The 21,507-nt window shown below is 63.1% G+C and carries 18 protein-coding genes; 13 read left to right on the top strand and 5 right to left on the bottom strand.

The window, feature by feature from the left end; translation table 11 throughout:
• The first annotated feature begins 5 nt into the window (after positions 1 to 5).
• From KR767_RS13005 to KR767_RS13040, 8 genes are all read left to right on the top strand, one after another.
• Complete coding sequence (locus tag KR767_RS13005; protein ID WP_250876587.1) at positions 6 to 1,310, top strand: ABC transporter permease; 1,305 nt, start codon at positions 6 to 8, stop codon at positions 1,308 to 1,310.
• Positions 1,311 to 1,315: 5 nt separating this feature from the next.
• Positions 1,316 to 2,536 carry an ABC transporter permease gene (locus KR767_RS13010; RefSeq protein ID WP_166949824.1) on the top strand — a complete coding sequence of 407 codons (1,221 nt, stop codon included), beginning with the start codon at positions 1,316 to 1,318 and terminating at the stop codon, positions 2,534 to 2,536.
• 88 nt (positions 2,537 to 2,624) lie between these two features.
• The gene (locus KR767_RS13015; protein WP_166949825.1) at positions 2,625 to 3,959 is read left to right on the top strand and encodes a sigma-54-dependent transcriptional regulator; all 1,335 of its coding nucleotides are present in this window, start codon (positions 2,625 to 2,627) and stop codon (positions 3,957 to 3,959) included.
• A gap of 35 nt (positions 3,960 to 3,994) precedes the next feature.
• Complete coding sequence (locus KR767_RS13020) at positions 3,995 to 5,356, top strand: sensor histidine kinase (RefSeq protein WP_250876588.1); 1,362 nt, start codon at positions 3,995 to 3,997, stop codon at positions 5,354 to 5,356.
• Positions 5,357 to 5,410: 54 nt separating this feature from the next.
• Positions 5,411 to 6,370, top strand: a complete 960-nt coding sequence (locus KR767_RS13025) for an SPFH domain-containing protein (protein WP_166949829.1) — start codon at positions 5,411 to 5,413, stop codon at positions 6,368 to 6,370.
• Positions 6,371 to 6,375: 5 nt separating this feature from the next.
• Positions 6,376 to 6,828 (top strand): NfeD family protein, encoded by a 453-nt coding sequence (locus KR767_RS13030; protein ID WP_250876589.1) that lies wholly within the window; start codon positions 6,376 to 6,378, stop codon positions 6,826 to 6,828.
• Positions 6,821 to 8,104: a threonine/serine exporter family protein gene (locus KR767_RS13035; RefSeq protein WP_250876590.1), complete on the top strand. Its 1,284-nt coding sequence runs from the start codon at positions 6,821 to 6,823 to the stop codon at positions 8,102 to 8,104. The genes KR767_RS13030 and KR767_RS13035 overlap by 8 nt, the downstream gene beginning before the upstream one ends.
• 199 nt (positions 8,105 to 8,303) lie before the next feature.
• Entirely contained in the window at positions 8,304 to 11,990 is a 3,687-nt protein-coding gene (locus KR767_RS13040; protein ID WP_250876591.1) for a hypothetical protein, read from the top strand.
• Positions 11,991 to 12,152: 162 nt separating this feature from the next.
• On the opposite strand, the gene KR767_RS13045 is transcribed toward KR767_RS13040, so the two are convergent.
• The 3 genes from KR767_RS13045 to KR767_RS13055 form a co-directional block, all read right to left on the bottom strand.
• Positions 12,153 to 12,482, bottom strand: coding sequence for an H-NS histone family protein (locus tag KR767_RS13045; protein WP_166949834.1), 330 nt, complete (start codon positions 12,480 to 12,482; stop codon positions 12,153 to 12,155).
• A 198-nt stretch (positions 12,483 to 12,680) separates the two neighbouring features.
• Positions 12,681 to 14,378, bottom strand: a complete 1,698-nt coding sequence (locus tag KR767_RS13050; RefSeq protein ID WP_250876592.1) for a proline--tRNA ligase — start codon at positions 14,376 to 14,378, stop codon at positions 12,681 to 12,683.
• A 50-nt stretch (positions 14,379 to 14,428) separates the two neighbouring features.
• Entirely contained in the window at positions 14,429 to 14,845 is a 417-nt protein-coding gene (locus KR767_RS13055) for a DUF4124 domain-containing protein (protein ID WP_250876593.1), read from the bottom strand.
• A 147-nt stretch (positions 14,846 to 14,992) separates the two neighbouring features.
• Here KR767_RS13055 and pssA point away from each other — a divergent pair, with 147 nt between their 5' ends.
• The 3 genes from pssA to rimI are packed head-to-tail and all read left to right on the top strand — an operon-like array spanning position 14,993 to position 16,723.
• A complete protein-coding gene (gene pssA / locus KR767_RS13060) occupies positions 14,993 to 15,778 on the top strand; it encodes a CDP-diacylglycerol--serine O-phosphatidyltransferase (RefSeq protein ID WP_166949840.1) in 786 nt (261 codons plus the stop codon).
• 4 nt (positions 15,779 to 15,782) lie between these two features.
• Complete coding sequence (locus KR767_RS13065) at positions 15,783 to 16,244, top strand: DNA polymerase III subunit psi (protein ID WP_166949842.1); 462 nt, start codon at positions 15,783 to 15,785, stop codon at positions 16,242 to 16,244.
• Positions 16,245 to 16,249: 5 nt separating this feature from the next.
• Positions 16,250 to 16,723: a ribosomal protein S18-alanine N-acetyltransferase gene (rimI, locus tag KR767_RS13070; RefSeq protein WP_166949844.1), complete on the top strand. Its 474-nt coding sequence runs from the start codon at positions 16,250 to 16,252 to the stop codon at positions 16,721 to 16,723.
• A 134-nt stretch (positions 16,724 to 16,857) separates the two neighbouring features.
• Here rimI and KR767_RS13075 read toward each other — a convergent pair whose 3' ends face one another.
• Positions 16,858 to 19,341 carry an ABC transporter permease gene (locus tag KR767_RS13075; protein WP_250876594.1) on the bottom strand — a complete coding sequence of 828 codons (2,484 nt, stop codon included), beginning with the start codon at positions 19,339 to 19,341 and terminating at the stop codon, positions 16,858 to 16,860.
• A complete protein-coding gene (locus KR767_RS13080) occupies positions 19,338 to 20,024 on the bottom strand; it encodes an ABC transporter ATP-binding protein (protein ID WP_166949848.1) in 687 nt (228 codons plus the stop codon). Before KR767_RS13080 ends, KR767_RS13075 begins: the two co-directional genes overlap by 4 nt.
• On the opposite strand from KR767_RS13080, the gene KR767_RS13085 reads away from it, so the two are divergent.
• Entirely contained in the window at positions 20,023 to 20,637 is a 615-nt protein-coding gene (locus tag KR767_RS13085; RefSeq protein WP_250876595.1) for an arylesterase, read from the top strand. The two genes, KR767_RS13080 and KR767_RS13085, sit on opposite strands and share 2 nt — an antisense overlap.
• A 119-nt stretch (positions 20,638 to 20,756) precedes the next feature.
• Entirely contained in the window at positions 20,757 to 21,491 is a 735-nt protein-coding gene (locus KR767_RS13090; RefSeq protein WP_166949851.1) for a response regulator transcription factor, read from the top strand.
• Positions 21,492 to 21,507: the final 16 nt, after the last annotated feature.

The raw sequence follows: 21,507 nt of genomic DNA on the forward strand, positions 1-21,507 counted from the left end.
ACACGATGTTTGTTTATTACCTTGAGCTGGCCGTGCTCAGCCTGCGCAGGAACAAAGGTCTTACGATCCTGATGATCCTGGCTGTCGCCATGGGTATCGGCGCCACCATGACCACGCTCACCGTGGTGCATGTGCTTTCCGGTAATCCGCTGCCAGGCAAGGAGGATCGTGTTTTTCGCGTGGCCGTCGATGCCGAGCCGATCACCACCTACCAGGAAGGCACCCCTCCGCTGGATCAGGTCACCTGGATCGACGGCATGAACCTGTTGCGTGAGGCCAGGGCCGATCGCCAGGCGCTGATGACCGGCGGCAACGTGGCCGTTACGCCGGCCGACGGCTCGCTGGATCCGTTCTACACGGGCTCTCGTTACAGCACGGCGGACATCTTCCCGATGTTCGATATCCACTTCATCTACGGAAGCGGCTGGACGGCCCGGGACGATGCAGCGCGTTCCCGCGTGGTGGTCATCACCCGTCGCCTCAACGACAAGGTATTTCATGGCGAAAACAGCGTGGGGAGAGATCTTCGAGTTGGCGATGCAAGCCTGCGGGTGGTGGGCGTGATGGAGGACTGGGATCCCCAGCCGCATTTCCATGACCTGGACGTTTCCAATTACGGCAACGGGGAGCAGATCTACCTGCCACTGGGAACCTCGCGCGACTTGGCCCTCACGCATTCGGGCTCGGTCAACTGCTACGGCAACGGCCGGTCGTCGGAAGCCGAGATGGAAACGCAGTCGTGTACGTGGCTGCAGTACTGGGTGGAACTGGATTCCGCGGAAAAGCGCGACGCCTACCACGAGTACCTGATCAATTATTCACGTGGACAGCATGACCACGGCCGCTTCGAGAGGCCACCCAATGTTCGCCTGTATGACGTCATGGCCTGGCTGGATTTCAAGAAAGTCGTGCCCGGCGATGTGAAGCTGCAGGCATGGCTGGCGTTCGGGTTCCTGCTGGTGTGCCTGGTCAATACCGTGGGCCTGATGCTGGCGAAGTTCCTCCGCCGGTCAGGCGAGGTCGGCGTGCGCCGCGCCTTGGGCGCCACTCGCCAGGAGATTCTTGGCCAGTTGCTGACCGAGGCCGGCATGATCGGCGTGGCGGGTGGCATCGGTGGCCTGGTGCTGGCCTTGCTGGGCTTGTGGCTTGTGCGCATGCAACCTGACAGTTACGCCGGGCTGGCTCATCTGGATTTGTCCATGCTCGTCCTGACGTTCGTGTTCGCGGTCGCCAGTACCGTCGTCGCCGGCCTGCTGCCCGCATGGCGCGCATGCCGCATCGCACCCGCCCTGCAACTGAAGACGCAGTGATGTCCATGGATATTCTTCCCATCCTTGCCAGCCTGCGTCGCCACAAGGTAACGGCCATCCTGCTCGTGCTGGAGATCGCGCTCACCTGTGCGATCGTCTGCAACGCGGTATTCCTTATCGGCCTCCGACTCGATCGCATTCATACCGTGAGCGGCGCGGCCGATAACGAAGTGACGATCCTGCGGATGTCGGGTATCGGCAGGAACAGCGATGCCCAGGCACGTACCCTCGAAGACCTCGCAGCCCTGCGTGCGGTACCCGGCGTGAAGTCAGCCGCCTTGCTGGCACAGACGCCTTTCGGGTATTCGGGCTCCAGTTCGTCGATCAAGCTCACGCCGGATCAGAAGCTGCCCACGGTGACGGTGTCTTCGTACTACGGCGAAGGCATCGTTCCTGCGCTGGGACTGGAGCTGACGAGCGGGCGCGATTTCGATGCCGGTGAATATCACTGGTTGACCGACATGAACGCAGGCAAGGCCGGATCCTCGCCGCGTGCCGTCATCCTCAGCGAAACGTTGGCCCAGCGCCTGTTTCCCGGGGAGAACGCGCTGGGCAAGGATATCTACGTCTACGACGAGCCTTCGCGGGTGGTGGGTATCGTGCGCCATCTGGTCACGGCGCAGGAGTGGGCGTCCGGACAGCAGGACTACTCGATGATCCTGCCGGTTCGCGTCAGCCCGGATGCGGGCGTGGGCGGAACCTATGTCATGCGGACGACGCCCGACCAGCGCGACAAGGTGCTGGACGCGGCTGTGGCGAAGCTGAAGGCGCTGGACCCGCGCCGTGTGCTCACGAGGAAAACCACGCTGGAAAAACAGCGTGAGACCTTCTTCGCGGCGGACCGGGCCACGGCAGGCTGGCTCATCGCCACCTGCATCGCGCTGCTGATCGTCACCGCGCTGGGTATCGTGGGGCTGGGCAGCTTCTGGGTGGCGCAGCGGCGCCGCCAGATCGGTGTCAGGCGGGCGCTGGGGGCGCGCAAGATCGATATCCTGCGTTACTTCCAGACCGAGAACTTCCTGCTGGCGACTTTTGGCATCGTGATCGGCATGGTCCTGGCCTATGGCATCAGCCTGTTCCTGGTGATCCAGTACGAACTACCCCGGCTGCCCGTGCTTTACCTGCCCCTTGGCGCGGTGATCCTCTGGCTGCTCGGCCAGCTTGCGGTACTGTCGCCGGCCCTGCGTGCGGCATCCGTTCCGCCCGTCGTGGCGACCCGTAGCTGAACGACTGGACCGGGCAGATACGCTCCGCTACCGTCCGTTCAAACCTTTTGTCGCCGGGGTGCATCGCACCCCCATGCCCAGGATCAAGATGCGCACCGTACTCATCGTCGACGACAACCCTGCCGTAGGCGAGGCCCTGTCACTGGCGTTGTCGCTTCGCGACATCCGCCCGCTCGTGGCTTCCACGCCGGAAGACGGGCTTGCCATGCTGCTTCGCGAGCGCATCGACGTGGTAATCCAGGATATGAACTTCACGGCGGATACCACCTCGGGTGAGGAGGGCGTGGCGCTCTATCGTTCGATACGTGCACGTCACCCCGACCTGCCGGTGATCCTGCTCACGGCATGGACCCACCTGGAAACCGCCGTGGAACTGGTCAAGGCTGGCGCTACGGATTACCTGGCCAAGCCGTGGGACGACAACAAGCTGCTCACCACGGTCGAGAACCTGCTCGAACTGTCGGAGTCCACGCGTGAGGTGACACGCGCCCGCGTGGAGCGCCGCCGTCGCCGCGAAGCACTTGAGAGCCGCTACGACCTCGATGGCCTCGTCTTCGCCTCGGAGGCCATGGGGCGCACCATCGAGCTGGCCTGCCAGGTGGCGAAATCGGAGGTGCCCGTGCTCATCACGGGTCCCAACGGGGCAGGCAAGGAGCGTATCGCCGCGATTGTCCACGCCAACTCGGCCGTCCGCCGCGGCCCCTTCGTGGCCGTCAATTGCGGTGCGCTGCCCGGTGAACTGATCGAGGCCGAACTGTTCGGTGCGGATGCCGGTGCCTATACAGGGGCGAACAAGGCGCGCGAAGGACGCTTCGAAATGGCCGACGGCGGCACGCTGTTCCTGGATGAAATCGGCAACCTGCCGCTGCCCGGCCAGATGAAACTGCTGCGGGTGCTGGAAACCGGCCAGTTCGAGCGCCTGGGTTCGGGCCGCACCCGCCAGGTGAAGGTGCGCGTCATCAGCGCCACCAATGCCGACCTGAAGGCCATGATCGCCGCGGGCACGTTTCGCGAAGATCTCTACTACCGGCTCAACGTCATTGAAGTGAACCTGCCGCCCCTGGCGGAACGCAGCGACGACATCCTCCCGCTGGCGGAGTTCTTTCTCGATGGCAAGGCAACGCTCAGCGAGGATGCCCGTGAATCCCTGCTTGCCCATGCGTGGCCGGGCAATGTCCGCGAGCTGAAGAACGCCATCGCGCGTGCCGCCTTGCTGGCATCCGACGGACGTATCGAACCGGTGCATCTCAATCTCCCCGTGCCTGCCGCCGTCGTAAGCCGCAACCTCGACGAGCCCAGTCGCGAAGCCGTGGAGGCGGCACTGGCATCCGCCGGTGGCGTGGTCAGCCGGGCCGCCAGCAGCCTGGGTCTGTCCCGCCAGGCGCTGTACCGGCGCATGGAGCGCTACGGCCTGGTGCTCTGACCCGCACCATGAAGCCCTTTTCGCTCGAAGGACGCATGACCCTCATCGTCGCGGGCTCCGCGGCCATGGGGGCTCTCGTGTTCGCGGGCGTATCCATCTGGCCGTTCCCACAGCTGCTGACCTGGATTCGTGAGGCACCGGTCAAAGGCGGCCCCGTGCATAAGCTGGCTGCCGAGCCCGTGGACATCGCCACCGCGCTGGTGATCTGCGCCCTGGTGCTGTTGCCGCTTTCCGCCTTGGCGGCACACGCCATCGTCGAACCGCTGCGCCGCCTGCTGCGGGCCCTGGAAAGCGCGGTGGCGAGCTACCGTGACGGCGACTTCAACATGTCGATCGGCACGAAGCGACGTGATGAACTGGGCGATCTCATCCGCGTACACAACGAACTGGGCCAGACACTGCGCGACCAGCGCCAGCACCTGGCCCAACGCGAGTTGCTGCTGGACACCGTGGTGCAGAACACGCCGGTGGCACTCGTGCTGACCGACGGTGCAGGCAAGGTCACCTATGCCAACATCGCCGCCCGCCAGTTGTTCAACCAGGGCAAGACACTCGCCGGACTCGACTTCGATACCTTGCTGGTCGACATGCCGGAAAACCTGCGGGATGCTGCCGCGGGTGGCGAGGACGCCTTGTTCACCGTGGAAATGGAGGGTAGCGAAGAGACCTTCCACCTTTCCCAGCGTGGATTCCGCCTGCAAGGGCGGCCTCATCGCCTGCAACTCTACCGACGCATGACCCGCGAGCTCTCCCGCCAGGAAGTGCACACATGGAAACGGGTGATCCGCGTGATCAGCCATGAGCTTAACAATTCGCTGGCGCCCATCACCTCGCTGTCCCACTCGGGCGCGGAACTGGCGCGGCGTGGTGACCTGGAACGCCTGCCGGGGGTATTCGCCTCCATCGGCGATCGCGCCCGCCATCTGCACGGCTTCATCGCCGGGTATGCGAGTTTCGCCAAGCTGCCCGTACCGCAGTCGCGCTACGTGCCGTGGGAGCCGTTCCTCGAAGGCCTTTCCCTGCATGCGCGCTTCCGCGTTGCGGCATCGTTGCCGGAGCAACCCGGCTGGTTCGATCCCAGCCAGATCGAGCAGGTGCTGATCAACCTCATCAAGAATGCCCACGAAGCCGGTGGCGACCCCGACGGCGTCACCCTGGCTGTCCATGGCCTGGGGCGCGACATGCTCATCGAGGTATCCGACCGGGGCCCGGGCATGAGCGAGACCGTGCTTGCCCAGGCCCTGCTGCCGTTCTATTCCACGAAACGCTCCGGTACCGGCCTGGGACTGGCCCTGGCCCGCGAAATTTCCGAGGCCCACGGAGGGCGGATTTCACTGGCCAATCGGGAAGGGGGCGGCCTGCGCGTGAGCATGGTGTTGCCCGGCGGTCCGCCCTGACACGGTTCGCCTATACTCCCTGACGTTATCCACGGGAGAGGGAGCAAAGCGGTCATGGGAGCTTTCGTAGCGCTGGTCATTGTGGTCGTGGTGATGATCGTCATCGCCAAGCTGGTCCGTATCGTGCCCCAGGGCTACGAGTTCACGGTCGAGATGTTCGGCAAGTACACCGGCACGCTCAGCCCGGGCCTGCATTTTCTCATCCCGTTCGTCTATTCCATCGGGCGCAAGATGAACATGATGGAGCAGGTGCTCGACGTCCCCTCGCAGGATGTCATCACCAAGGACAACGCCGTGGTCAAGGTCGACGGCGTGGTCTTCTACCAGGTGCTCGACGCCGCCAAGGCGGCCTACGAAGTATCCAACCTGGAAGCCGCGGCCCTCGCGCTCATCATGACCAACATCCGCACGGTGCTGGGCTCCATGGACCTCGACGAAAGCCTGAGCCAGCGTGACGCCATCAACGCCAAGCTGCTGGGCGTGGTCGACGAGGCCACCCACCCCTGGGGTGTCAAGGTCACCCGCATCGAAATCAAGGACATCTCGCCGCCGCGCGATCTGGTCGATGCCATGGCCCGGCAGATGAAGGCCGAGCGCGAGAAGCGCGCGAACATCCTCGATGCCGAGGGCTTCCGCCAGGCGGCCATCCTCAAGGCCGACGGCGAAAAGCAATCGGCCATTCTCGAGGCCGAAGGCAAGAAGGAAGCCGCCTTCCGCGAAGCCGAAGCTCGTGAGCGCCTCGCCGAGGCCGAAGCCAAGGCCACCACCATGGTCTCGGAGGCCATCGCCGGTGGCGACGTGAACGCACTCAATTATTTCGTGGCTACCAAGTACGTCGAAGCGCTGGTCGAGATGGCCAAGTCGCCCAACCAGAAGACCCTGCTATTGCCCATGGAAGCCACCGGCATCCTTGGCTCGCTTGCGGGCATCGCCGAACTGGCAAAGGATTCGCTGGCAAGCCAGCAGAAAGCCCATCCTGAGCTCCCGCCCCGCACGCCGTCGCTGCCACGCTGAATGCCATGAGCGATATCGCCTTGCATTACCTCTGGTGGATCGTCGCGCTGGCGCTCATTGCCGGCGAAGTGATGCTGCCCGGCTATTTCATGTTGTGGATCGGTATCGCGGCGGCGGCCATGGGCATTGTCGTCTTCGCCGTACCCGATCTCGGGCCACTGGCGCAGGCCGTGCTGTTCACGGTGTTCGCCTTTGCTTCGTGCTTTGCCTACTGGAAGCTCGTGCGTCCTCGCATCGACCGCACTCCGTCGGGCAACGAGCGACTCAACCGGCGCGGCGAACAGATGATCGGGCAGCGCTATGTGCTTTGCGAGCCGATTGTGCAAGGGCGAGGCAAGGCACGTGTCGGTGATGGCATGTGGCTGGTCTCCGGCCCCGATCTGCCGCTGGGGGCCTCGGTGGAAGTGATTGGCGTGGACGGAACCACCCTGCGCGTGAAGGCGGTGGACGTTGCCTGAGGCCGCCCCGCTCAGCGTACCGGTGAGCTTCGCCACCACGGCGATCAATACCCGCATCGCTTTTCTCGCCGAACTGGCGAGGCGTCTTCACCAGTACGGCACCACGGCTCCGCGTCTCGAAACCGCCATTGCGCGTTCAGCCCAGCGGCTGGGTCTTGCCGCCGATGTCTGGTCCAGCCCCACGGCCATCATCGTCTCGTTCGCGGATCTGGCCCAGGGCGAGGACGGCGTGGCCCAGGTCACCCAGGTCATGCGCCTGCCACCGGGCGACGTGAACCTCGCACGCCTTTGCGAAGCCGATCGCATCGCTGATGCCGTGATCGACGGCCAGCTTGAACTGCGCGAAGGTTTCCATCTGCTGCGGAAGCTGGGTGCGCCGGATTCCTTCCGGGAAAAGCTCGGCCTGGTTGCCAGCTATGGCCTGTGTGCGGCAAGCGTCGTGGCCCTGCTGTTGCATAGCGCATGGCCCGATCTCATCACGGCGGGCGTCATCGGCGTGATCATCGGCTGCATCACGGTGGCCTCGGGCAATCGTCCGCGACTGGCCGCTGCCAGCGAAGCCATCAGTGCCATGGTGGCGACGATCATTGCCACGCTGGTCAGTGCCTATATCGTACCGCTGGCCATGAAGTCGGTCGTGCTGGGAAGTCTCATCGTCCTGCTCCCCGGCATGGCGCTCACCACGGCGGTGCGCGAAATATCCAGCCAACATCTGGTGGCGGGTACCGCGCGCATGGCCGGTGCCGTGGCCACGTTGCTCAAGCTCACCTTTGGTGCCGTTGCGGCCAGCCAGCTGTGTGAGGCCGCCGGTATCGATCCGCGCAACTACGCATTGCCGCCGTTGCCTGCCTGGGCTGATTGGCCTTCATTGATCCTGGGCGCATTCTCCTTCGCGATCCTGTTCCGGGCCGCACGCAAGGATTGGCCGGTGGTGATGGGTGCCGTGATCCTCGGTTACTTAGCCACGCGATGGGGCGGCAGCATTTCCGGTTCGTTGCCGGGTGCACCGTTCGGTGTTTTCGTGGGTGGGCTCATGCTGGGTGCATTGAGCAATGTCTACGCTCGATATGCACAACAACCGGGCGCAGTGATCCGTGAGCCCGGCATCATCCTGCTCGTTCCAGGGTCGGTGAGTTTTCGAAGCGTATCCTACCTTCTTGATCGCGATGCTACGTTGGGCGTGGATACCGGCCTGTTGGGGATCACGCTACTGGTATCTCTCGTGGCAGGGTTGCTTTTCGGTGACCTGCTTGTAGCGCCTCGTCGATCCCTATGACAGTCCATTAGAAGCCTGTCGTCCAACGATACACATGCTGCCTTCGAAAGAACGGCATCAAGAGTTTTCATGACGTCAGTAGTTGCCTTTTTTTCATGTGGTGCGCCTACGCCAAAAGCGATATGGCATTCATGAATAGCCATGGCATGTACTGAATAAGCGTGCAGCCGCACGCCTATGCAGTTTCATGGAGTAAGCCATGACGAATCGAAATGTGGATGCCAGCTATGCACCGCCAGCGATAGAAAAAGATTTGCCTCTCGTGGGCAATCGGTCGCATTTGATGGGTGAGACGCCAGGGTTTACGTTTTCTGTGTCACTGGCCGGGCGAAGTACGGGCGACACCATCAATGTTTATTGGGATGGCGAGCTCATTGAGAGCCGTCAGGTCGCCTGGTACAACTTCTGGATGAGTTTTGACGTCCCGCCTGATGTTCTTCAAAAGCATCCAGGCAAGATCGAGGTCTGCTACTCAGTCACGCCCGTTGGTTCGAAGCCATCTGACACGGACAGGTTTTCACCTGCGCTGGAACTGGACGCCAAATTCACGCAGCCCGGTGGCGAGGACCCCGCTCCGGGAGATACGCCATACATCAACGAATCGCTTGCTCCGATCCAGGGGGTGGAGAATTTTGTATACGGCAAAGACGCAGTACTTACGATTCCTCCGTGGAAATTCATGGAATCCGGAGCGACAGTCACCGTTTTCTGGGGATTGATACCTGTGGTTGTGGACAGTAGTAGCATCGTTGTCGGGCAGCCGGTCAAAGTGACGATTCCGTGGGAAACCGTGGAAAAAGCACCGAAAGGTGACGTAGCGGTGAGCTACAGTATTCGTGATCGCGTGGGCAATGAATCTGGACGCGCACCCGCTGTGACAATTGGGGTGAACCCGCCTAGCCTTCTGCCGATGCCGGCATTTGCAGCAGTCAATTCAAAAGGGCAACTGGACTTGGCGCAGTTGCGCAATGTGTCCTCGGCGACGGATTACCCGGGAACTGTTGAAGTGCGTGTGGAATACCCCGGTCCAAAGGCGGGTGACACCATTGTTTTCGGTTTGCGAGGGGTGACTGCTGAGGGAATGTCGATCGGGCCTTTGCTTGCCAGCCAAGTTGTTGGTCCTGACGTTTCAGATGACCCCCAGTTGCCGCCGGGACCGGTACCAAAGACGTATAGTTTTCTTTTTGATCTCGATGAGCTGAGTTTCTTTGCCGGCGGATGTGTTCTCGCTGCCTACTTTGTCATTCGCGATGGAGAGGTGATGGAGTCTGCTACGCGCATTCGTGATGTGGTGGGCGACCGGGTAGGCGCTCCTTCGCCTGAAGTGGCGCAGGTCGTGGCTGGTGTCATTGATCTCGCCAAGGTTGACTCCTCGTTGCAGGTGACCTCGCTCACCTTGCCGCCCTGGAATGATGTCGGGCTCACCGCGCTACTGACGGTGAGTTCGTCGGGTAGTCCGCCGATAAGTTTCAATCAGACGCAACCCGTGGCAGACAAAGGGGTAGATGATAAGCTGGTGTGGTCGATTTCCACTGATCAGTTGTTGCCTGCTGTAGGTCAATTGATTCGGTTTAGCGTGAGCTATCGTGATGATGATGGCCGTTCGTTCAAGTCGTCCGAAACAATCATTCCGCTTTTCCAAAGTGCAAAACCTGTTCAGTGGCCTGTTCCGTCCGTGGTCGGTTCCAAGGACGGGGAGCTTAATCTAGACAATGCGCCGTCAGCTACCGTGCGCGTTGCCTTGGCTTGTAACGATTTATTCAAAGTGAACGATAGCGTTGCCTTGCTATGGCAAGAAATGCGTTTCGGACCGCAAGTCATCACATCGGTCGGTCAGATTCTGATTTTTGATATTCCGATCGATATTGTTCGATCTAACGCGGCCCAGACAATTACGGTGTCCTACGAGGTCTCGCGAGGAGCCACAATTGCCGGGCCGAATCCGCCTGTCAGCATGTCATTGCGTATTGCTGCATCTACGATTGGTCTTCTGCCTGTTCCTTTTGTTGAAGGAGCAGTCAATGGAGTCGTGTCGCCCGAAGCAAGTGGTCGAGGGTTGAACGTTGGCACTCCTGATGCCGCGGATATCCGTACCGGAGACACCGTGACGTTCGAGATCAGGCCAGATGGTGGGGATTGGCAGCGCGTCGATCTGACGGGTGGAAACGTGATTCCCGTTGCTGCCCTGTTGCCCATGCTAGGTAGTTCGTTCAAGCTTCGCTATACCGTCAACCGAAATGGGGCAACGAAATCTTCAGAGATCGCTCTCTTTCGATTGGATGCTTACGCAAAGGGTGATGTGAGGCTGCCAAAGCCCTATATCGTAGAAGCCAAGCCAAAACCCGGTGGCGTAGGCAACCCGTATCTCGATATGCGTCAGCCGCTCGGAAAGAACGCACACGTTGTGGTTCCGCCGTGGCCATTTATGCGAGCAGGGCAGCTCATCACGATTGCTGTCTACGGATTCTATGGGTCGCCGGTACTTCCGATATCTCTCGCGCTTGTAAAAAATCGGGTTGTCACTGATGCGGAAGTGAACTCGGGCGTCCTGGTTGACCTGCCAAGTGACTGGCTTTTCCTTCAGCCAAAGGTCGACGCGACGGATATCCGTATCGGCGTAGTGATAGAGCGGCCGCTTGCGGGGGAGGGGGTCCGATACATGACGCTGCCCGAAGCCGTGATCAATCTTACGAGCCTTGATCAGGCTGGGGCCGGTACTTGCCTGCCAATCGATCCCACCAATCCGGTGGACCCCATCAACCCCACCAATCCCACCAACCCCACCAACCCCACCAACCCCACCAACCCCACCAACCCCACCAACCCCACCAACCCGGGCGGCGATGGTCGACCCATGGCAATAGATTATGCATCGGCGCTTGATATTCCAGAGGCCACGGCAGGAGATTACTTCTCAGGTGGTCCGGCGCAGACGTTTTCCCTGGATATGCGGGGTCTCAATAAGGATGCGACGTTGGTGGTTCGTGCGTGGCTTAACATGCGAAAAGACCAGGTGGCGAAGGTCTCTTTCAGTCATGTTGATGGCGATACGGGAAGGAGCGATATTCTCAGGTTGGCTCCGTATACCGTTTCTTCCGCCGATATTGGGAATGATCTGCGCTTCGCAATTTCACTTGCGTGGATCAAGCGTACGCGTGTTGAGCCGTCCGCCACGTTCTTCGTAACGGTGAGTGTCGATGATGGTGCATTGACGCTTCGCGCCAATGTCAGGCTCAAGAATCTTGAAAACATCCAGGGTGACGGTAGAGGTGGTGATTCTGGAAGTCCAGGTGGTTCAGGTGGGCGTGGCGGTAAGGAATTCGACCTGGTGAATTTCAAGCAGGTGGGTTTCTTAACCGCGTGGTACGGCAAGGATGAGCTACGCATGTATGCACGCTCAGAATCATCACTCGATTCGTTGGTGGATATCGATTGGAATACATCTTATCGATATGGGCCAAGCGTGCTCGGCAAGGACTACGCAGCTTACAGCAGGCGGGCTTATGGCTACAGAATTACCGAGGAACCCTTCGTCTATTTTGGTGCCGAGGTAGAGCCAGGACGCTTGTATGCGGTATATCTGTATGGGGACTGGCAGGCATTGAGGCTGGTTTCGTCAGATTTCGCGGCGCCCGTTGTGTTCAAGGCGTATGGCCCCAGTGCGTCGGCTTCCAATGCCCCGATGGGGGTCGCCTATTTCAAGACTAATCAACGCCACATCGTCATCGGTCTGCAGGCCATTCGCGCCAATGGCAGGAGTGCCAGCGGCGGCTTTCGTCTGGCGGGTATCAATTTTGCTCAGGTATTCCCATTCAGGGCGGGGGCGGGGGAAGTCGTGCCACGACCTGATCGAGCGTCGACGAAGCTTCCTGGACAGCCAGGCTGAAAGCATCAGGAGCCCTGGCAGAGGCCAGGGCTTCTTCGAATATCGAAGATGGCCTTAACATTTGGTTGTGCGAAAGGTCTTGGGCATGTCGCTAATTCATCAATCGAAAAGGCCCTGGTTTAAACCAGGGCCTTTTTGCGAATTAACCCAACTCAAGCCGAATCAGCCGATGAGCAGGTCTTTTTCCTTCTTGCCGGCCTTCAGCGCATCGTTGAACCAGCGCGGACGCTTGCCACGGCCGGACCAGGTGTTTTCCGGATTGGCCGGATCACGGAACTTGGCGGCGACGGTGGTGCCGGCGCGCTTCGATTTGGCGCCACCGCGCGACGGAAACACGTCGTCGAGAGTGACGCCTTCCTTCTTGAGGATGGCCTGGATCTGCTCGCGTACCTTGGAAGTCCGTTCCTTCGACAGCTCACCCTGGCGGGCCTGTGCCTTGGCGATCAGGTCGGTGAGCTGATTATGATTGAGATTCTTGATATCGACGGCCATTAGGGTCTCCCGAGTGGTGCAACGCAAAAAGATGATGGGCTCCTGATCGTTCCCCGCGATTGATCGCCGAATGGAGCCGCGCGGGGATTTTTAACCAAAAGGCATCCAAAAAGCAAAATGCCCGGTCACTGACCGGGCATTTTCTTTCTTAAATAGGCCATTACCGACATCAATAATCGGAAATAACGGATGCGGGTTTTAGCCGAGCAGGGCGAAGAGCTCGTCACGGCTGACGTTGCGGGCCTCCGCATCCGTGCGGGCACGGTACTCGAACGTGCCGCCTTCGAGGCCACGGCCGCTCACCACGACCCGATGCGGGATGCCGATGAGTTCCATGTCGGCGAACATCGGCCCCGGGCGCAGGCCGCGATCGTCGAGCACGGTTTCCACGCCGCGCTCGGCCAGGTCGCGGTAGAGCGATTCGGCCGCTTCGGTGACGACCGGATCGTTCTTCGGATTGATCACGCAGACGGCCACGCGCCACGGCGCCATGCTGTCGGTCCAGATCATGCCGTTGTCGTCGTGGCGCTGTTCGATGGCGGCCGCCACGATGCGGCTGACGCCGATGCCGTAGCAACCCATGTACATGGTGCGCATCTTGCCCTGTTCGTCGAGTACGCCCGCACCCATGGCTTCGGCATACTTCTGGCCGAGCTGGAAGATGTGGCCGACCTCGATGCCGCGTGCAAAACGGATGGTGCCCTGGCCGTCGGGCGACGGATCGCCTTCGACGACCTTGCGGATATCCGCCACGCGGGTGACCCGTGCATCGCGCTCCCAGTTGGCCCCGGTGTAGTGGGTGCCGTCCTGGTTGCCGCCGCAGACGAAGTCGGCAAGCACGGCCGCGCTGCGATCGACGATGACCGGGATACCCTCGGGCAGGCCTACCGGACCGATGAAGCCGGGACGGGTGCCCGTGGCGGCGAGGATTTCTTCCTCGGTGGCCAGTTCGGATTCGTCCGGCAGCTCGGCGAGATGCGCTGCCTTTACTTCGTTGACCTCGTGGTCGCCGCGCACGCACAGGGCCACCAGGCCTTCCGCGCCGCGGACGAGGATGGTCTTGACCGTTTGCGCGGCGGACACGCCGAGGTGTGCCGTGACTTCCTCGATCGTGCGCTGGGTGGGCGTATCCACCCGCGTGAGCGCGGCGCCCGGGGCAGGGCGCTCCGTGGTGGGTGCCAGGGCTTCGGCCTTTTCGATGTTCGCCGCGTAGGGCGAGGCATCGGAGAACGCGATGGCGTCTTCGCCGGAATCGGCGATCACCTGGAACTCATGGCTGGCGCTACCGCCGATGGCGCCGGTATCGGCGTCCACCGCGCGGAACTCCAGGCCCAGGCGGGTGAAAATGCGCGAGTAGGCGTCGTACATCACCTTGTAGGTTTCGCCGAGCGATTCCTGGGTGACATGGAAGGAATAGGCATCCTTCATGAGGAATTCGCGCGCGCGCATCACGCCGAAGCGCGGACGGATCTCGTCGCGGAACTTGGTCTGGATCTGGAAGAAATTCAACGGAAGCTGCTTGTAGCTCTTCAGCTCGTTGCGCGCGAAGTCGGTGATGACTTCCTCATGCGTCGGGCCGTAGCAGAACTCCTGCTCCTTGCGGTCCTTGATCTTCAGCAACTGGCCGCCGAATTTTTCCCAGCGGCCGGTTTCTTCCCACAGCTCGCGCGGCTGCACGGATGGCATCAGCATTTCGACGGCACCGGCACGGACCATTTCCTCGCGGACCACGCCCTCCACCTTGCGCAGCACGCGCAGGCCAAGCGGCGTCCAGGTGTACAGGCCCGAGGCGAGCTTGCGGATCATGCCGGCGCGCAGCATCAGCTTGTGGCTGGCGACTTCCGCGTCGGCGGGGACTTCCTTGACGGTGGCGAGGTGGAACTGGCTGAGGCGCATCTGCGGCGAATCCGGGGTAAAGAAGTCGATTATAGGGTGGGCGACGGTCTTCAGGCTTGGCAGTAGACCGTCATTTCGGCCTGGGCCTTCTTCAGTTCGCTCTGCCGCGTGGCATCGTCGACCGGTTTGACGCCACCCTTGCCGTCGTCCATGGTCAGGTTCTTTTCCGTATTGAGTGCCTGGACGTTTTTACGTATCTGGTCACAGAGCTTCGCCCTGTTGGCCGGCGTGTCTTCGTTACCGGTCGCGGCAGGTTTTGCCGGTGCAGGAGGCGTGGTGGGTGTGGGCGCGGGCGCCGGCTGGGCGGAATCACCAGCGGCCGTCTTGATTTTCTCATACCGGGTGTTTCCCGGAGGCGGCGCATCGGCGTAGTGGGTCACGCCCTGGGCGTCCTTCCACTTGTAAGCCTGGGCGACGGCCAGGGGACAGGCGATGACGAGCAGGGCGGCGACGAGGCTGCGGCGCATGACGGGCGGTCCGGCGAGGGGGTGACGCACACAAGTAGCATCGGCCTGACGGAGCCGCAAGCGACGCAGGTCGCGCTTTGCGGGACCCACGCCTGACGCTTCGTGACGCCTGGGCTACACTGGAGGCCCATTTCGAGCCACTGGACCATGAGCGAACCGATCCAAGCCCGGGGGCCGCGCCATCGCGGCATCTACCTGCTGCCCAATCTCTTCACCACCGGAGCCATGTTCTCCGGCTTCTACGCCATCGTTTCCGCGATCGGCGGTCATTATGCGACGGCCGCCCTGGCGGTCTTCGTGGCCGGCATCCTCGACGGCATGGATGGCCGTGTTGCCCGTCTCACCAATACGCAGAGCGAATTCGGCGTCCAGTACGACTCCTTGTCCGACCTGGTCAGTTTCGGGCTGGCACCTGCCCTGGTGATGTACACCTGGGCGCTGTCCTCGCTGGTCGATTACGGACCGGTCTGGGGCAAGATCGGCTGGGCGGCGGCGTTCATCTACGCCGTTTGTGCCGCGCTTCGCCTGGCGCGTTTCAACACCCAGGTGGGGGTGGCCGACAAGCGCTACTTCCAGGGGCTGGCCAGCCCGGCGGCTGCCGGCCTGTGCATGTCCTTCGTCTGGACGATGGAAAAGTTCGACGTACCCGGCCCGTCGGTGGCCTTTTTCGCCATGCCGCTGGCCGTCATCGCGGGTCTGCTGATGGTGAGCAACGTCCGCTATTTCAGCTTCAAGGCATGGCCCAAGGGTGATCGCGTGCCCTTCATATGGCTGATCGCGGCTGTGCTCATCGTCGTGTTGCTGCTGATCGACACCGCGCGCGTGTTGTTTGCGGGCATGGTGATCTACACGATCTCCGGTCCGGTGATGACCATCTGGGGTCGCGCGACGCATCGTCGTCGTGCCCGTCGTCACGCCCGGACGCCGGAGTAAGCGGATGATGCAGCCCCGTCGTGAGCGCCTCCTCAAGGCCATGGGCGTCACTCCGTGGCGCCTGCGTGCCGCGGGTGCCGTTTCCGTGGCAGAGGCGGAGGCGGCGAACGAGGTGCCGTTTCCTGTCGAAGGGGTTCATTGCATCGTCATCCTCCCGTCGGGATGCAGCGAGCGCGAACTGGACCTCGTCGGGCGCGCGCTGCGGGCGTTCGGCCCTTCAACAGGCAGGGCTGCGCGTCTGGAGGTGGGCTCCCAGGGGCTCGGACAGGTGCCGGTGGCAGCCGCCTATCTCGTCTTCGGCGAGGAGCAGGCCCGAGCACTGGGCCGTGACCTGCCTGCCTCCGTCATGAGCGCCGCACAGATCGTGCTGCTCGATACGCCTTCTGCGCTGCTCACCAGCGGTGCCGCCAAGCGCCGGTTGTGGAATGCGCTGCGCGCGCTTGGACGTGCCTTGCCGAAGGAGTGACGCCGATGGTCGCCGTGACTCGCCCTTCTACGGAAATTCGCGCGATGCGCCGGGACGACGTCGACGCCGTTTCGGCCATCGAGCATGCGTCGTACGAGTTTCCCTGGAGTTCGGGCATTTTCCGCGATTGCCTGCAAGCCGGTCACAACTGCTGGGTGATCGTGCATGACGGCGAGATTGCCGGCTACGGCATCCTGTCGGTTGCCGCGGGCGAGGCGCATGTACTCAATATCTGCATCGGCGAGGCCCATCGCGGGCTCGGCTATGGACGCCGGATGATGCGGCGCCTGCTCGATCTTGCCCGCTGGTATGGGGCCGAGCGGGTGTTTCTTGAAGTACGCCCGTCCAATCCGGTGGCCAAGGTGTTGTACGAGACACTGGGCTTCGCCGAGATTGGTCGACGGCCTGCGTATTACCCTGCCAGGAACGGGCGCGAAGAAGCCATTGTCATGGCTTTGGATATGTTGCCGGGCGAGTGATCGGGCTGGTCGCGCGCGAGGCGCGCTCCTACAGAAAGACTTCGGGGCGGTGTGGGATGGCTTTGGGCTGGTCGCGTGCGGGCGCGCTCCTACAGGGTGGCTTGTGTAGGAGCGCGCCTTGCGCGCGACCGGTTTCAGCCTTCCCGCAACAGTGCCATCGGCGAGGTACGCAGCACCCGTCGCGTGCCCAGCAGGCCAATGCCCATCACCACCAGCGCGGCCAGCACAGCGGCCCCCACCAGCGGCCACAACGGCGGCACGAAATGCTCGATACGGAATACCGCCTTGCCCAGCCATAGCCCGGCACCGGTGGCGCCCAAAGCTGCAGTGAGACCCGAGACTAACCCCAGCAAGGCAAACTCGCACGCAGCCGCCGCACGCAGCTGACGGCGTGTAGCGCCCAGTGTGCGCAGCAGCGCAGCCTCCTTGCGCCGCTCCTGCGCGCTGGCCGCCAGCGCAGCAGCCAGCACCAATGCACCGGCCAGCAGGCTGAATCCAAGCACCCAGCGCACGGCGGCCCCCACCCGGTCCACGATTTCACGAACCCGGTCGAGCAGCGCATCGACGTCGATCAGACTGAGATTGCCGTAGCTGCGCGACAGCTGCGAAAGCTCATCGGCATGCCCACGGGGCAGGTAGAAACTGGTGAGCCAGGTATGCGGAAGTTCGCTCGCGTGGGTCGGATCGAGCATGAGGAAGAAATTGACCCGGAACGAGCTCCAGTCCACCTGGCGGACGCTGGTCACGCGCGCGTTCACCGTGCCCTCGCCGACCTCGAAGCCCAGCGTATCGCCGAGCTTGAGGTGAAAACGGTCCCGCCAAGAGGTATCGATCGACACTTCGGCCTGCGCAGGCGATGACCCCGGCCACGTGCCCGCCACGATCCGGTTCGACGGCGGCAGCTCGTCACTCCACGACAGCCGTAGCTGGCGGTCGGCCGAATCCTTTGCCTCGTCGCTGTCGAAGGCGATGCTGTCCACCGGTTTGCCGTTGATCGTCGTCAGCTTGCCCACGGCCAGCGGCATCATGTTCATCTTGCTCGCACCCATGTGGGCCAATGCCGACGAGAACGCGTCGCGCTGATCGTCCTGCAGGTTCAGGGCAAACCAGTTCGGGGTGTCGGCGGGAAGCTCGCGCCGCCAGCCGTCCAGCAGCGAGGGGGCGATCACGGCAAGCAGGAGCAACGCGCACAGGCCGAGCGACAGGGCCGTGGCTTGCACCAGCGAAAGGCCACGGCGCCGCGCCAGAGCGGCCAGGCCAAGCCGCAGCGCGGGATGCGCACCGGGAGCGACCCGTCGCGCCACCACCAGCAGCAGGCCGGCCAGGCCCGCTGCCACGACGGCGACGCATGCGAGGCTTACCGCCAGGATGCCGGCCAGCCGCACCGAATCGCTCTGCATCCAGATCAGCAGGACGGCGGTCAGCAGGGGAACGAGGTACAGGCCGTCGAAACGGCGCACCCTGCGCTGCATCGATTCGCGGAACACGGCCACGGGTGGCACCTCGGCCAGCCGAACGAGAGGCGGCAGGGCGAAACCGGCCAGCACCGCGAGGCCCATGGCTGCAGCGGCGAAGGCAGGGCCCAGTGGCAGTGTGGTCGGGATGTTGTCGAACAGCTGCCGGGCGAAGTACCAGGCGCCTTCCGACAGGCCCAGCGCGATAAGCATCCCCAGCCCCGCGGCAGGAATGGCGAGCATCGCCAGGGTGGTCACCAGCAGGGCGGCAACGCGGCGCTTCGGTGTGCCCAGGGCGCGCAGCAGGGCGACCTCACCGGCCTTGCGTCGCGCGTAACGAGCGGATGCCAGGGCGATGGCGACACCTGCAAGCAGGGCCGAGAGCAGGGCCGTCAGGCGCAGGAAGGCGCTGGCGCGGTCGAAGGCGCTGCGCATGCGTTCCTGCATCTTCTCGGGGGTGATCAGTTCTCCACCCGCTGGCAGAGGGGCGCTTTCGACGGCGGAACGCCAGCGCGCGACATCCCCCGGGTCACCCGCGACCAGCAGGCGATGACGGGCACGGCTGCCGACGGAGAGCAACCCGGCCTTGTCGGCGTCGTCGAGGTTCATGACGGCGCGCGGCGCCAGCGCGAAGAGTTCCCCTCCATCGGGCTGGCGCACGAGCTCGGCGGCCAGCCTGAGGTCGTGGCCGCCGATCTGCACCGTCTGCCCCACGTGGATGCCCAGGCCGACCATGGCGCGGTGGTCGAGATAGACCTCTCCGGGGCCGGGACCATGGGCGTCGCGTTCATGGCCATTCGCGTCCTGTACGACCAGCGAACCGCGCAGTGGATAGGCGGCATCGCTGGCGAGTACATCGAGCAACTGGCTGTGCTCGCCCACGAAGGCCACGCTGCGGAACTGGGCTCCTCGCGTCGAACGCAGACGGTCATCCTGTGCCGAGCGTTGCAGTGCCCCGGGGAGCGGGGCGGGAGCCGTGATACCGACGTCGCCGCCGATGAGTTCAGCGGCGCTGGCGAGAATGCCCCGCTCAAGCCGGGTGGAGAGAGTGGCGACCACGCCCAGCGCGATCACCGCCAGGACCAGCGACGCCGCGAGGGTGCGCAGTTCCACCAGATGCCATTCACGCCTCAGCGTCCGCAGGGCGAGCCGGCCGACGTTCACGCGGCCACCCCGAGGCGACCCTCGCGCAACTCCGCCGAGCGGGCGCAGCGCGCTGCCAGGCGGGGATCGTGGGTGACCAGGATCAGCGTGGTCGCATGCTGGCGGTTCATGTCGAAGAGCAGGTCTCCCACATGCTCGCCCGTGTGCTGGTCGAGATTGCCGGTGGGCTCGTCCGCGAAGAGGATGCGCGGACGATGCACGAAGGCGCGGGCCAAGGCCACACGCTGCTGTTCGCCACCGGACAGCTGGGCCGGGTAATGCCGACGCCGTGCGCCCAGCCCCACGGTATCCAGCGCCGCATGTGCCCGCTCGCGGGCGGAATCGTCGCCTTCCAGCTCCAGCGGCAGCATCACGTTTTCCTCGGCCGTGAGGGCCGGGAGCAGGTGGAATGACTGGAAGACAAAGCCCACCAGACGGCGCCGCACGGCCGCGCGGGCTTCCTCATCCATGCTTTGAAGGGCCTGGCCATCGATGCGGATGCTTCCTGACGAAGGCACGTCCAGCCCGGCCAGCAGGCCCAGCAGGGTGGTTTTGCCCGACCCGGAGGCGCCGACGATGGCGAAGCTTTCCCCGGCGTGTACTTCCATGTTCACCCCCGAGAGGATGTCCAGCTGTCCCTCCGGACCGAAAACCGACTTGCTAACATCCCTTACTTCGAGAAGAACACGGGAAGAATCGTTCATGCGTCGTAGCCTGATGGTCCTGTTGCTGTTCGTCTGGTGCGCCATCGCCTCCGCGGCGGACGCGCCACGCAAGGTACTGGTGCTCGGGGACTCGTTGTCGGCGGCGCACAACATCCCGGTGGAAGCCGGGTGGGTACGTCTGCTGGACGCGCGTACTTCGAAGATGGCGACGCCCTGGACAATGGTCAATGCCAGCATCAGCGGCGAAACCTCGCTGAGCGGCCGTAACCGCCTCAACGCCTTATTGGGCAAGGAGCGTCCGGGCATCGTGGTGATCGAGCTGGGCGCAAACGATGGCCTGCAGGGGTTGCCGCTGGGGCAACTGGCCGGCAACCTCGATGCGATGATCGACGCGGCGAAGAAGGCCGGCGCCCGTGTCCTGCTGCTGGGCATCGAACTGCCGGTGAACTACGGGCCGCAATATCGCGACGGCCTGCGCAAGGTCTACACCGACGCCGCCACGAAGCACAGCGTGCCCCTGGTGCCCTTCCTGCTCGATGGCGTGGCGCTGGATCCGGCCCTGATGCAGGACGACGGCCTTCATCCCACGGCCCGTGGTGAGCCCCGGGTGGCCGACAATGTATGGAAAGCGCTTGCGCCGATGTTGAAGTAAACGACGAAACGTCGACGTTCTCCTACCCAGAATGAACACTTGTTTTCGGTCTTCACGCTGTTCTCACCGGTCCGGCCGTTAACTCTTCACATTTGTGAATCAGCGAAAGGAGTGGAGCGATGAGCACACGCGACGAACAGTCTGGCCTGATCCTCCTCGTCGAGGACAATCGGCAGATCGCCGAGATGGTGGGTGAATTCCTGGAGCGCCGGGGCTACTCGGTCGACTACGCCGCCGACGGCGTGAGCGGCCTGCATCTGGCCGTGTCCAACAGCTACGACGTGATCGTGCTCGACCTCATGCTGCCCGGCATGGATGGTCTGGATGTCTGCCGCAAGCTGCGCAAGGACGGCAAGAAGTCCACGCCGGTGCTCATGCTGACGGCCCGCGACACGCTGGAAGACAAGCTGGTCGGCCTGGAAGCCGGCGCCGACGACTACCTCATCAAGCCCTTCGAGGTCCGTGAGCTGGAGGCCCGCCTTCGTGCCCTGATCCGCCGTGATCGTCGCCAGGTGTCCTCCGAGGTGCTCACCGTGGGCGATATGACCCTGGACACCGCCACCTTGCGCCTGACCCGCGCCGGCCAGGAACTCACCGTCTCGCCCATCGGCCTGAAGCTGCTGGCGATCCTGATGCGCGAGTCGCCGCGGGTGGTCAGCCGCCGCGATATCGAGCGCGAGATCTGGGGCGATACCCTGCCGGATTCGGATACCCTGCGTTCCCACCTGTACAACCTGCGCCGCGTGATCGACAAGCCGTTCGATCGCCCGTTGCTCCACACGATTCATTCGGCGGGCTATCGCCTGGCCGACCTCGACTCCGAAGTCGCGGCAGCGTCGCAGCACGTGGGTTGATGCGGATGAGGGAACG

This window comes from Luteibacter anthropi (assembly GCF_023699965.1).
Classification (GTDB): domain Bacteria; phylum Pseudomonadota; class Gammaproteobacteria; order Xanthomonadales; family Rhodanobacteraceae; genus Luteibacter; species Luteibacter anthropi.